This is a genomic window from Autumnicola patrickiae, from assembly GCF_031846525.1.
Classification (GTDB): domain Bacteria; phylum Bacteroidota; class Bacteroidia; order Flavobacteriales; family Flavobacteriaceae; genus Autumnicola; species Autumnicola patrickiae.
The window spans coordinates 21,601-35,997 of the sequence record NZ_JAVRHM010000012.1 but is presented as its reverse complement, the minus strand read 5'-3'; the positions used below and the strand labels follow the sequence as shown (position 1 = coordinate 35,997).

The window sequence follows — 14,397 nt, the reverse complement described above, 5'->3', positions numbered from 1 at the left end:
TTATCATTTTCGGCATTCTGTCCGTAAGTTGCCATGCATCAGTTACAAATCATTTCTTAAAATTCACCTTATTCATCTTTAACTTCCTTAGGGGCTACACCAAAATGCGCTTTAAAGCACTTGGAAAAATAGGAAGGTGACGAAAAGCCTACATTATAACTTATTTCGCTAATAGAAGGAACATCACTCTCTTCAAGAAGCTCCTTGGCCCTTTCAAGACGAATTTTCCGAATGAGCTCATTTGCAGTAAGTCCTGTTAAAGCTTTTATTTTTCTATAAAGTTGACTTCGACTTAAATTAAACTGATCTGCCAGTTTTTCTACATTTAAATTCGGCTCCTTTATATTTTCCTTGGCGTATTGGATAATATTTAAAATAAATTGCTGATCCAGAGAAGTGGAATTTGGTTCTATTTCAGTTTTATTATAACCTACCATATATTTTGAAAACAAAAGTTCCCTGTTGGAAATGAGCTGCTTTAATTGGGATCTCATAATTTTCATCTCAAAAGGCTTATTTAAATAAGCATCTGCTCCTGCTTCCAAACCTTCTATCCAATCATCTGTCATTGCCTTTGCAGTCAGCATTAAAACAGGGATGTGACTCGTCTTGAAGTCTTTTTTTAATAAGGAACAAAACTCAATTCCGCTCATTAGAGGCATAATTACATCTGTTATTACCACATCAGGAATATATTTTTTGGCCTGTTCCAGACCTTCCTTACCATTTTCTGCAATAATTACTTTATACTCAGAATTTAGTTCCTGCTTTATGTAGGATCTCAATTCCAGGTTATCTTCTACGATCAAAACTGTTTTCTTATGCTGTTCCGGATCTTCCTTGCTGGCAGGTTCTAAAATGTTCTTCGGCTGATCCTTATTAAGTGATTCTGAATTAAAAGTATACGTATTTTCATACTGATTCTCGTCCATCGGGAGAAGGATGCGGAATTTAGTTCCAACTCCTATTTCGCTCTCAACCTCTATATCCCCTCTATGTAACGCTACAAAACTTCTAACTACCTCCAGCCCAATACCAGTTCCGCTATAGTATTGTTCATTCCTTTCTTTTATTTGATAAAACCGATTAAAAATTTTATCAAGCTCATCAGGATGAATTCCTTTGCCGGTATCTTCAATGCTTATTTCAAGTGCTTTCAGGGGAGTTTGGTCTTCTATTAATTTAAAAGAATGTTTTTCCTTTCTTGCTACTACCACAGTAATTATTCCGTTGTTCGTAGTGCTTTTAAATGCATTTGACAGAATATTAAAAAGTATTTTCTCAAGCTTTCCTCTATCTGCCCATACTGTAGTAATCCGTTCATCTAATTCCAGGGACAGCACAATGTTTCGTTGTTGGGCCTCTTCCCTAAAATAACTAATACTTTCTGACAAGAGTTCACCAATGTTAAAAGAAGAAATATTCAGTGGAATTTTATCAAACTGAAGTTTTCTGAAATCCATTAATTCATCTATCAGGCGTTTTAACCTTACAGCATTCTTATTAATGATTTTCAGCTTTTCTTTTGCTTTCTCTGTTAGAGATGCTTCTTTAAGAACATCCTCAAGTGGACTAAGAATTAATGTTAAAGGAGTCCGGAATTCGTGCGAAATATTCGTAAAAAACTGGATCTTTTTATCATTAAGAGCTTCTTCGTGAAGATGCCTTGCCCGTTCCTGTTCTATAGCACGTTTAGATTGAACTCGAGAATTAATAAACCGAAAGGTGATATAACATAGAACCAGAAAAATAATTACATAAAAGAAAATAGCTATATGAGTAAGCCACCAGGGTCTCAATACCTCAATTTGTAAAGACTTAGGCTCATCTTCCCACACCCCGTCGCTGTTTGCTGCTTTTACCTTAAATGTATATTTCCCTGCCGGTAAATTTGTGTAGGTAGCACTGCGCGTATTTTGCACATAGTTCCAATCGTCTTCAAAACCTTCCAAATAATAGGCAAACTGAATTTTTTCGGGTCTTGTAAAATCTATAGAAGCGTAATCTATAGTGAATACTGATTGCGAGTGATTTAGAGTGATTTTTTCCGTTTGAGAAATAACTTTTTCCAACGGAGAATTTTCATCTTCCGGTGAAACAGCCTTATTAAAGAGTTTAAGATCTGTGAGGTATACAGAAGAGGTGTTTTTATTGATTGTCAGCTTCTCTGGGTCAAAATAATTAACTCCTTCGTAAGAACCAAAGTAGAGCGTTCCGCTACTGTCTTTAAAGGCAGTGTTATTGTTAAAATCATCACTAAGTAAACCATCACTAATAGAGTAATTTTTGACAGAATTTTTGTCTCTGTCTATTTTTGTTAAACCATTATTGCCGGCTGCCCAAATAACACCATTGTCATCCTGAATAATAGACGATACAGTAACTTTATTAAACCCTGTCTCTGGTTTTATCCATGAAAAGGAATCTTTTTTCATGTCATACTCACAGAGACCAGAACCATCGGTCCCTATCCAGATCTTTTTGGAAGAATCCTCATAAATATCCAATATCTGATTATTGTGGTACTGGCTGCCGGTGTGTTTGTAAAATCTCGGAGACATAACTTCGAGATCAAAAGCACCATTTCTTATTTTTAATCTGAATAAGCCTGAATTTCCGCCTATCCAGATGTGGTCCTCGCTATCTACATAAATCCTCCTTACGTCACTGTAACTAATTCTGTTTTGAATAAAAGGTTCCTGATTATAAACCGTAAATGATTTAGAGTCAGTATTAAAGGAATGAATGCCCCTGGAAAAAGTTCCAATCCAGATAATTCCTTTAGAATCTTCAGAAAAGCTGAGAATCCGGTTAGTGGCTATTTCACCATTTGTATTTTGAACAGAATAATTTATAAAGATGTCTGAATCTTTTTCGAGAAAATAGATTCCGTAATCCCAGGTTCCTACCCATATATTCCCTTTGCTATCCATAAAAAGGGTTTGAACATCTGGAGAATCAAGACCGTTGGCGATATTGTTTTTATTGTTCAGTAAGTGGGTAAAAGAATTAGAGGCAGGATCGTAAACATCTATGCCACCACCATCCATACCAATCCACAATCTGCCTTTCTCATCTTTTATAATTCCGGTAACAGAACTTGATTGTAAAGAGTTAGGATTGTTTGGCTTACTCTCAATATCAGCAAACTTGTCATATAATTCATCGTAAACACCTACACCATTGTTGTAATACCCAATCCAGATTCGTTCCTGGTTGTCCAGGAACAAAGACCAAATTGAGTTCGATTTTATACCATTATCATCAAATTTATTGTTGAGATAATGATTAATAACCCTTCCTTTTCTGTCAATCTCAAACATTCCGTCGTTTTCAGTTCCACATAACAGGGTTTTACGGGGCGTTTCTAATAAAGAAAGGATTCTTTTAGAGGTAATAGGAAAGTGCTGAATCACGTAACGGCCGTTTTCGTTACCATCAATTTTATACAGTCCCTGCGTTGTGGTACCTAACCAAAGGGTCCCTTTGCTGTCAACTTCAGTAGTTTTAATATGGGCAGCAATTTTTTCCTTACCCTTAGAAGTTGTAAAACTAAGAGGAGCTATGAGATCATCCTCTTCATTATATTCAAATAATCCTTTATCTGTTCCTAAAAGGATTCTGTCATCAAAATGGGTGATCTTATGAATAAGAAAATTTCTAACTTCTCTTATGCCCTTTATTTTTACTTCTGAAGCCGTGAGGGTGGAATCATTAATTTTAAACAAACCGTATTGGTGGGTTCCCACTAGAATATCCCCATTTTTGTTTTCCAGTATGGTATGAACCGCGACGCTGGTGGATCCACTTTTTCCCGGAAGATCAATATGAGTAAAACTGTCCTGATCCCTGTTGTAAAGATCAAGTCCTGTTTCTGTACCCACCCATAACCTGTTCTGCTTATCTATGTAGGTAATGTGGATAAGAGAATTGCTTAAACTGCTACTATCTCCTTCCTTAAACTGGTAAGATGTATAATCTAATCCATTGTACTTACTAAGTCCTAAGCCGTGGGTGCCCATCCAGATAAATCCCTGGCGATCCTGAGAAATACTGGCTACAGCACGTTGAGTGGGAATGCTTTTAAGCGGCTCAAAACGATATTCAGATAAAGTTCTTTCTTGTCCAAATATTGAAATTGTAGATAGAAAAAGTAAAACAGGAAAAAGCCGAAAAATTATTTGATTATTCAAATTCTCTGTGGTTTTAGTATTCCATCCGAAAAGGTTCTATAGCAAAATTTTAAGTTCAAAGAAATTCTAAGAATAAGAAAGTACTGTTGAATTAATTTCAGCTAAATAGATTTGTTGTGAAAGTCGAATTAATAGTTTTACTAATATAATGAAAAATCGAAATTATCTTTGGTCTGCTGCACGTGCAACGCCATAATTAAAATTATTTTCTTAAAATACACTACAAAGTACTGATTTTTAAGTCGATCTAATCCAAATAAAATTACAGGACATATTTTTTAAAGTTTTAAGCCTCTTTTCGTTTTAACTATATTTTTATTAGATAAACCCGGTGTTAACCAGGATTATTTCATTTTAAAGATAGTAACTGGACCATTGTTGTTGGCCATTATATAATGCGTCTCTCCTCTTATTTCGATACTTGCCATTCCTTTTACATTGTAGCCGTTGTAAAAACTTATATCGCGGTGGGGCTTTAAATTTCCTTCTGAATCTCCAAGTAAGATATAGCCGGTATTAGAATCGTATCTGATTGTCTCAACTTCAGCTTCAAAAATGCTTCCGACACCAATAACATCAGGAAAACCATCGTCATTAATATCTACTATCTGAAAGTCCATTGTGGGGCCAACTTGCGCAGTGGTCGGCAATTTTGTCTGTGTGAAACTACCATCTCCATTATTTATGGCAATAATAGAACTGAAAGAATAAACTTCTTTATGATAAGAGTTGGAAATTTCTTCTTCCCCATAAATTTCTTGCAGCGAGGAAGAGGCAAATTCTTCATAAGTAGAGATCTTTTCGCTCACAAAAGGATTTTGTACTGTAGAACATTCTTTCCCTCTTACAGGTACTAATTTACCTTTATATTCTTTGCTGAGTACCATGTCGTAGGTGCCATTATCGTCAAAATTATTTCCGTAGATATGGAGCGGTTTTTCTTCAGAAGGATGAAATTTATTGTTTTCCCCCAGGTTGCCTAGTAAATAATCCATGTTTCCATCATTATTTATATCCACTTCTTTTATAGAATTCCACCAGCCCTCTGTTTTTGTAAATTCCGGTATGGATTTAAGGGAAAAACGTCCATTTCTGTTCTCCAGTACAGTTATTGGGAACCATTCTCCTACAACAATGAGATCATCGTCCTTGTCATTATCATAATCTGTAAAAATAAGGTCGTTTACTATTCCAATTTCAAATAATTTCGGTGCAAGGGTTTTGGTAACATCTTTAAAATGGCCATTTTCGTTCTCCAGAAGATAAGAACGTGGTGCTAGAGGATATTTTCCTGGTATATGGTGGCCTCCAATTACTAAATCCTGGTCTCCGTCGTTGTCAAAGTCTGTTGCTCTTACCGCTTTTGAGCTGGTGCTCATTTTTGGCAATTTTCGACTTTTAATAAAATTTCCCTTGCCTTCATTTAAGTACAACCTGTCCTGTAGAAGTGCATCATCTTCATTTAAATGATAGCCGGCACTGGTCACATACAAATCCAGGTCTCCATCACCATCTGCATCAAAGAAAAGAGCAGCATTATCTTCAAAATTCTTCTCTTTACCCCAAAATTCCTGATTTACACTCTCAAATCTTCCTATTGTATGCTGAATATAAATTTGTGCAGGCTGCCCCGCTGCACCGCCAATGAAGAAATCCTGTAGACCGTCGTTATTAATATCTGCAACTTCAAGAGCGGGGCCTTGTTCTGAAAGCTTTTGAGGTAATAAAGCCTGTATGGAAAAATCATTGAAGGTATTTTCTTTATGTTTAAAATTAATTCCAAGCTTTTCCGGATCCACGGGAGTAAAATTTTGAGCAATTTTAAGCGGCTTTTCTGTATCACCTTTAGATTCTTTTTTATTGAAGGTGAGTGTTTGATTTGCCTGAATATTTTCTGCTGCCAGCACGGTGTCATCCCCCCAAATCACTTCTATCCTGTCAATTTCTGTTTCCTCACCCAGTCCAAAATTCAGGATATTACTAATCGATGACTGATACCCCCTGGAAGTGTAAAGAACCTGATATTGTTGATTTTTAGGAGTATATACCTTTACTTTAGTACCAATTCCATTGATATTTTTTTTATCACCCACAAGCTTTATACTAATAAAATTCCCTACAGAATTATTTTTGTAGATAGATGCATTGCCAGAAGAGTTGTTCAAAACCAGGTCGAGGTCCCCATCATTGTCAAAATCGGCATAGGCTACTCCGTTGGTATTAATTTTATCATCTAAGCCCCATTCACTGGTGGTATTTTTAAAAGTTAAATCTCCATTGTTCTTAAAGACATAATTAGCCAATTCATCAGAAGGCATTATCTCCATCATTTCAGAAAAACTAACACTTTCTTTCTCTTGCTGAAGTTCTCTAACCCTTGTTCTGTAATCCTGGTTACCCAGTTCTCTTTCTATTCCGTTGGAAATGAAGATGTCCTTAAAACCATCATTATCGAAATCTGCAATTAAAGGCGCCCAGCTCCAGTCAGTTTTCGAAATTCCTGCTAATTGACCAATGTCACTGAAGGATCCGTTACCATTATTGAGTTGAAGTACATTGGACATGTAGGCGTAATGATAACCAGCATTTACCATCATCTGAAAACCTTCGGTGTTCATGCTCGCCATATTCTGTTTTCCGCGTTGATGATCCTCTGCAAGCATATCCAGCACCAGGAGATCGGGTAGGAAGTCATTATTAATATCGGCATAATCAGAACCCATGCTGTTATAGGAAATGTGTTTAAAACGGGTATTGATCTGGTTCGAAAATGTTCCGTTTTTGTTGTTGATATACAGAAAATCAGGACCTATGTAGTCATTGGCAACATAGATATCCGGCCAATCATCGTTGTTAAAATCACCAATGGAGGCGCTAAGTCCCCATTCTTTATTTATAATACCTGACTGAAGCGTAATATTGCTAAAGCTGCCGACATCATTTCGAAACAGGTGGTCTGAAGTTTCGGGGAAATACTCTTTTTCATTAATGTGTATAATTTTATTGGTATTCTGAAAATCTGGTCGATGGTTCACCAGGTACATATCCAGATCTCCATCTTTATCAAAATCGAAGAAATATGCCTGGATCGAAAAGCCGTTATGATCCAGTCCCCATTTTTCAGCTTGATCTATAAAAGTTCCGTCCTTTTGGTTTATATATAATTTGTTCTTCCTAAGCTCGCTGTTATCAAGAGAAGCAGATTTACATACGTAGATGTCCATCCAGCCATCATTATTAATGTCAATCATTGTCACTCCGCTGGTCCAGCCTTCGCTGTCTTCAACCCCTGCTTCTTCAGTTACATCTTCAAATTGAAAATTTCCGGTATTTAAGTAAAGCTTATTGGAATTTTGATTGGAAGTGAAATAAATATCCTGAAGACCATCATTATTTACATCGCCAACAGCAACGCCTCCTCCTGTAAAGGCATAAGGATAGTTTATGTAATTAAATACAGAATCCTGCTTTACATTATTCGTGAAATCTATATTCGTTTTCGGTTTATCAAGCCTGGTAAAAAGAGTTTTTTCTTTAGAAGTTTTCTTCAATACTTCATCCCGGCCACACCCTGCAAGGCTTATAATGCAGATCAAAAGTAGTGTTCTGTAAATTAGGGACATATCATTGTAGATTTTCGCAAATATAGAATTTCTTCAATGCTTAGGCAGGAATTAAAAAAGAAAACCGGCTTCACAATTAAGGAAGACGGTTTCTAACTCTCATCACACGATAAATATAACTAACTCAAAAACTAACTAACTACTCTTACTTAAACCTTCATGTTCAGGAGGTATCTCAAATTTCAAATATAACTATTGTATTACTTATTAAATACGCAGAGAAAACCCATAGAAATTTTAATAATATAAATATAAGTAAAATATGACTGGAACGCAATCGGTTGCGTTTAAAAATAGTGTAAATTCCAGAATTTAACATATAAGAAAAAAATTATCATTTTTAATATATTGAATATAAGATACTTGCTAAATTCTATATGTTTGCGAATACGATTGAGTAAAGTTTTTCATAATTTAGCTTCTATTACTTTAATAAAAACCAAAATAATAAGGATTTAAAACTTGAAAATTATGAATAAGAACTTTTTACGTTCCACTCTTCCAATCCTCGGTTCCGTTTTAATTATGAGCTGTGGTGATGGAAAAAAAGATAGCAATGCTGAAGAAAACACCCTAAAACAGGATTCTGTTGCAGCACAGGACGATGTTAGAAGGTCTACCTCAGAGCCTTTGGTAACAGATAACTATACTGCAGATCCTTCAGCTCATGTATTTGAAGGGAAAATCTACATTTATCCTTCCCACGACTGGGATTCAGGAATTCCTGAGGATGATACAGGGGCTCATTTTAATATGAAGGATTACCACGTGTATTCTATGGATAGTATTGGTGGAGAAGTAACAGATCACGGAGTTGTTCTGGATGTAGATGATGTGGCCTGGGCTTCCAGACAAATGTGGGCTCCAGATGCTGCAGAAAAAGATGGTAAATATTATTTCTATTTCCCGGCCAAAGACGAAAATGATATCTTTAGAATAGGTGTAGCCGTAGGTGATTCTCCGGCAGGTCCTTTTGAGCCTCAGGAAGAGCCTATTGAGGGAAGTTATAGTATAGACCCTGCGGTATATGAAGATACAGACGGGGAATACTATATGTATTTTGGAGGTATATGGGGTGGTCAGCTTCAGGATTACCGTAACAATGAATACCAGGGTGAAGAAGACATTTATCCGGCTGATGACGAACCTGCACTTTCTCCTATGATTGCTAAAATGAGTGATGACATGCTTAGCTTTGCAGAAGAGCCAAGGGAAATACAACTTCTTGATGAGGATGGGGAACCAATCCTTACCGGAGACAATGATAGAAGATTTTTTGAAGCCGCCTGGGTAAATAAAATTGATGACACCTATTATTTCTCGTATTCTACCGGGGACACACACAATATTGCTTATGCAACCGGAGACAATCCTTATGGTCCTTTTACTTACCAGGGCGTAATCCTTGAGCCGGTATTAGGTTGGACAAATCACCATTCTATAGTAGAATATGAAGGGAAATGGTACTTATTTTACCATGACAGTTCCCTATCTGAAGGCAAGACATATTTAAGAAGTATTAAAATGACCGAACTTCAGTTTAATGAGGACGGAAGCATCCAGACTATCAATGCCATGGTAGAGGCTAGAGAGGAATCTGCTCAGGAATAATTGAATTTTATGAGAAACTTTTTTATTGCAGTTCTGTTTATCACAGGATGTTATAATTCCGTTATAAGTCAGGTACGTTTACCTGCATTAATTGATGATGGAATGGTACTTCAGCGTGATGCAGATGTAAAAATATGGGGATGGGCTTCTAATAAGGAGCCCATTCTTATTTCTTTTCAGGGAAAAGAATATAAAACGACGGCAAATTCCGAAGGGAAATGGTCCATTACTGTTTCTAATCTGGAAGCGGGAGGTCCTTATAGAATGAGCTTAAGCGCCAGTAATAATATTGAGCTTAAGGATATTTACGTTGGGGATGTATGGCTGGCTTCAGGACAATCTAATATGGAACTTCCTATGGGCCGTGTGGAACCTTTGTATGTTGAAGAAATAGCAAATGCTTCTAATGAATCTTTGCGCTTTTTTCAGGTTCCGAAGACTTTTGATTTTAATGAGGCGCGTGAAGATTTAGATGAAGGGGCATGGAAAGCAGTAAATTCAGAAAATATCCGAAGTTTCTCTGCAGTAGCTTATTTCTTTGCAAAGGACCTTTACGAGCGCTACGATGTTCCTGTAGGTATTATTAATGCCAGTTTGGGAGGCTCACCCGTAGAAGCCTGGATTAGCGAGGAATCTCTTAAACAATTCCCTGTACATTATCAAGAAGCGGTGAAGTTCAGGAATAGCAGCCTTAGGGACAGTATCGAAAAAGATGATCAAACCCGCATGCAGGAATGGTATAAAGAACTGAATACAAAAGATTCAGGTCTTTCTCAAAACTGGAAGGCTGAGGCCGGGCAGGAAGTTGCGTGGAAGCAAATGGAGATTCCCGGCTATTGGGCAGATAATGAACTAGGGCAGAAGAATGGAGCTGTTTGGTTTCAGAAGAAAATAGAAATACCAGAAGATTGGGCGGGAGAAGAAGTAAAACTTCTAATGGGTAGAATCGTAGATGCAGATTCTGTTTTTGTGAACGGAACCTTTGTCGGAAATACAACTTATCAATATCCACCAAGACGTTATGAAATTCCTGCAGGAGTTTTAGAAGCAGAGGAGAATTTAATAACTGTCCGTATCATTAACGAATCAGGAAGAGGCGGTTTTGTTTCCGATAAGCCATACAAAATGGAACTTGGAGAAGAAGAAATTGACCTCACCGGAACATGGAAGTACAAGTTGGGAGCTGAAATGCCGCCATTACGTGGACAAACCTTTATACGCTGGAAACCACTTGGCCTGTACAATGCAATGATAAATCCGTTAAAGAATTACAGGATAAAAGGTGCTATTTGGTATCAGGGAGAATCCAATACAGATTCTTACGATGAATATCAGGAATTATTTAGTACGCTTATAGAAGACTGGAGAAAAAAATGGGGTCAGGGTAATTTTCCTTTTCTTTATGTGCAACTCACCAACTTTATGGAAAGCAAAGAAGAACCAGGAGACAGTAACTGGGCACGGCTTCGGGAAGCACAAACAAAAACCCTCTCGGTTCCGGAAACTGGTATGGCAGTGGCGATAGATGTAGGGGAGTGGAATGATATTCACCCGCTTAATAAAAAGTCAGTAGGGGAAAGACTGGCCCAGGCAGCCAGAAATGTGGCATATAATGAAGATGTAGTTCCCGGTGGTCCAGTTTATAGCTCATTTGCCAAAAAAGGGGATTCTATTATTATCTCTTTTGAAAATGTTGGCCAGGGTTTAACTATAGGTGGGGATAAAAGCCTTAATCAGTTTGCAATAGCTGGTGAGGACAAGAAATTCTATTGGGCTAATGCAGAAATTAAAGATAATAAAGTTATTGTTTCGAGTCCTAAGGTGAAAAACCCGGTTGCAGTACGCTATGCGTGGGCAGATAACCCTGAAGGAGCAAATCTTTATAACGAAGAAGGTTTACCGGCTTCTCCTTTTAGAACAGACGATTGGGAGAAATAAATGTCTTCTGAATTAAAAAGAGAGGTGATCTAAAAATGGCAATTTTCGTGCTGCAGAAAGCGCTTAAGCTGAAAAAAATCAGTTAAACTCTGAATAGCAGAAAATTTGGTCAGGCTTAGATCACCTTTTTCTTTTACCGGAGTCTATTTTTTATAAACTTCATCTTCTCCGGAATACTTAAACCAGTCGAAAGCAGCTTTATTCTGGGAATTTTCACCGCTAGAAGTGGAGTACATCCCAAAATTGGCACCTACAAATCCACCGGCTACCCTGGTACTTAAGTATTTTACATCAAGATCGCCACCTAGGTTCTTCCAGTCAGATGTGGTCTTATGATAAAACCTATACTTGTTCTCATCAAATTCCACCTTAAATTCAATTCCTTTTCCGGTAGAGGAAAGTTTCTCACTTGCCAGTAGCTCATCTCCGTTTCGATTTCCTTTGAAAAGTTGCACTACAGGAGAATTACCTTCATACGACTTTGCTATAAAATAAAAATGGGTTTCATTCTGAAATGCAATTAATCCTGCTTTTTCATTAGAACGTTTGGTTTCAAATTCCATGGAAACTGAAGCATCTCCTTTTAAATGCTGCTGACGGTGTGCAATAAAACTTGGATTTGAAGTACCCGAAACGGTTTCGGATCTGGTCTTCATTACAAGGTAACCATCCCGCTCATTTAGATCATACCATTTCTCTTTAGGATTCCGAAGAAACAGCCAGTGAAGGTCCAGTTCTTTTTCATTAAAGTCTTTTTGAAACTCAAAATTACCGTTCAGCGGAAAAAGATCTTCATTAATGATTACCCCTTCCGGAAGCGGATATTCATACTTGATCTCCTCTCCGCCCAAATCAAAAATTGGCCAGTCATTTTCCCATTTTACAGGGGTCATAAAAGTTTCTCTTCCGGTATTGTAGAAATCTCCCTCATAAGGACGAACGGCTAGAAAAATACCATACCAGTCTCCGTTTGGATGCTGCACAATATCTGCATGTCCCGCTGAAGTTATTGGATTATCACGGTTTGGGTCGAGATGTCTTTGGGTAAGAATTGGATTTTCTTCATAAGGAACGAACTCGTCATCAATATCCCGGTTTCTGTAGATCATTTCAGAATGGTTCACTGCTGTTCCACCTTCTGCAGTCATCAGGTAATAATAGCCATTCAACTTATAGATCCTGGGACCTTCAGCCCAAACCGGTTTGGTCGAAATATCCACTCCGCCATTAACAAGAATACGATTCTCACCTACCGTCTTCAGGTTTTCTTTATCAAATTCCATCATCCTTATGGTGCGGTGACCATCGTATAAGGATTCGTTATTTGGAGGGTCGCTATTGTAGACTATATAAGATTTTTCTTCGTCAAAGAACAATCCGGGATCTATTCCCAACACTTCAGGCAACCAAACTGGATCGCTCCAGGGACCCGCAGGATCTTCGGCAGTCATTACAAAATTCCCTTTCCCGTCCACAACTGTACAGGTGAGATAAAAGGTTCCGTTGTCGTAACTAATATCAGGTGCGAAAATAGCCCGGGAAGTCCCAAAACCTTCAAGATCTACTTGATCTGGCCTGTCAATGACATTTCCTACCTGCTTCCAGTTCACAAGATCGGTGCTGTGGAAGACCGGGATTCCCGGATAAAAAGCGAAGGTGGAATGAACCATGTAGAAATTTCCGTTACCATCATCTGTTATTGCAGGATCGGGATACCATCCAGCCAAAATTGGATTCTGAAAATAATCTTGTTGCTGGGATTGTGCCGGTAAAAACCCAAGGCATAAAGCAAAAACAAAGAGAAAACCTTTTGAAGTCATTGATTGTATATTTTGTATTGAGGGTGTTAAGATAAAGGAAAATATAATAATAGCAATCGGTTGCGTGCTAATGCTCTTCGCAAGTTTACTGGCGAGTTTAAGGCTTTGGCCTAAACCTTGCAAGTAACCACTAACTTGTCGAAAGTTGAGATTTATTTAATTTTGAATTAAAAAATGATCTTATTTCGCGAATCTTATTAGGATAAAAAAATGTGCGAAACTTCTTTATATTTATGAGAAAGAGAAGATTAGTTGCGCATTTTAACTCCCGTTTACCGTAATAAGACTGATTAAAATTGTTTTATTGCGTAATATTGCAATTAGGTTTTTGAAGATTTATGATAAAGAGAAATAAACAGTTTAAAAAGATGCGGACTTTCCTTCTATGTACCGTATTGTTTTTTTTCGGAATTCAGGGATTTTCTCAATGTAATACGGGATACAGACCTTGTGGCGAAGGAGGCGAATGCATTCCGTCAAGGGAATGTACGCCAGGGGTGCCACCACCACCGGGTCTACCTATAGATTTCGGGATTTCAGCATTAATTGCTTCAGGACTTCTACTGGGTGGTTATCATCTTCGGAAGAAAAAAGAAGATTAGCGTAATTCGTTTATCCGTTTTACATACTTTCCTATTACATCAAATTCCAGATTAACCTTATCACCTTTTTTTAAATCTTTAAATGTGGTATGGTTGTAAGTATAAGGTATAATTGAAACACTAAAGCTGTCCTTTTCTGAATTTACTACCGTAAGACTTACCCCGTTTATTGTAATAGATCCTTTCTCGATGGTTATATTTTGCAGTCCTGAATCATATTGAAAAGTAAAATTCCAGCTACCTCCCGCTTCTTCAGTTTTTGTACAAATTGCAGTTTGATCTACATGTCCCTGCACGATATGGCCGTCCAGCCTGTCGCCAAGTTTCATTCCACGTTCCAGGTTAACGAGATTTCCTTTTTTAAGATTTCCGAAATTAGTCTTTTTAAGAGTTTCCTTTATTGCAGTTACACTGTAAGTATCCTCTTCAATAGAAACTACCGTAAGACACACTCCATTGTGGGCTACACTTTGATCAATCTTAAGCTCGGGAGTGAATTTAGCCTTTACTTTAATGTGTAAATTCTCTTCTTCTTTCTTTAGTGAAGTGATTTCCCCCACTTCTTCAATGATCCCCGTGAACATGGATTGTATTATATTAGTTACATTTG

At 37.4% G+C, this 14,397-nt stretch carries 7 protein-coding genes; 3 read left to right on the top strand and 4 right to left on the bottom strand.

Annotated elements, in window-relative coordinates; translation table 11 throughout:
* Positions 1-68: 68 nt before the first annotated feature.
* Together RM549_RS11310 and RM549_RS11305 are read right to left on the bottom strand one after the other, a co-directional pair.
* The gene (locus RM549_RS11310) at positions 69-4,193 is read right to left on the bottom strand and encodes a hybrid sensor histidine kinase/response regulator transcription factor (protein WP_311684845.1); all 4,125 of its coding nucleotides are present in this window, start codon (positions 4,191-4,193) and stop codon (positions 69-71) included.
* A gap of 344 nt (positions 4,194-4,537) precedes the next feature.
* The gene (locus RM549_RS11305) at positions 4,538-7,816 is read right to left on the bottom strand and encodes a VCBS repeat-containing protein (protein WP_311684843.1); all 3,279 of its coding nucleotides are present in this window, start codon (positions 7,814-7,816) and stop codon (positions 4,538-4,540) included.
* A gap of 471 nt (positions 7,817-8,287) precedes the next feature.
* On the opposite strand from RM549_RS11305, the gene RM549_RS11300 reads away from it, so the two are divergent.
* Positions 8,288-9,427, top strand: coding sequence for a glycoside hydrolase family 43 protein (locus RM549_RS11300; protein ID WP_311684841.1), 1,140 nt, complete (start codon positions 8,288-8,290; stop codon positions 9,425-9,427).
* A 9-nt stretch (positions 9,428-9,436) separates the two neighbouring features.
* A complete protein-coding gene (locus RM549_RS11295) occupies positions 9,437-11,365 on the top strand; it encodes a sialate O-acetylesterase (protein ID WP_311684839.1) in 1,929 nt (642 codons plus the stop codon).
* Between the two features lie 143 nt (positions 11,366-11,508).
* Here the strand turns inward: RM549_RS11295 and RM549_RS11290 are convergent, their stop codons facing one another.
* A complete protein-coding gene (locus RM549_RS11290) occupies positions 11,509-13,185 on the bottom strand; it encodes a glycoside hydrolase family 43 protein (protein ID WP_311684837.1) in 1,677 nt (558 codons plus the stop codon).
* Between the two features lie 368 nt (positions 13,186-13,553).
* Here RM549_RS11290 and RM549_RS11285 point away from each other — a divergent pair, with 368 nt between their 5' ends.
* On the top strand, positions 13,554-13,787 hold the full coding sequence (locus RM549_RS11285) for a hypothetical protein (RefSeq protein ID WP_311684835.1): 234 nt from the start codon (positions 13,554-13,556) through the stop codon (positions 13,785-13,787).
* Here the strand turns inward: RM549_RS11285 and RM549_RS11280 are convergent.
* Positions 13,784-14,371 carry a riboflavin synthase gene (locus RM549_RS11280; protein WP_311684833.1) on the bottom strand — a complete coding sequence of 196 codons (588 nt, stop codon included), beginning with the start codon at positions 14,369-14,371 and terminating at the stop codon, positions 13,784-13,786. The genes RM549_RS11285 and RM549_RS11280 overlap by 4 nt on opposite strands.
* Positions 14,372-14,397: the final 26 nt, after the last annotated feature.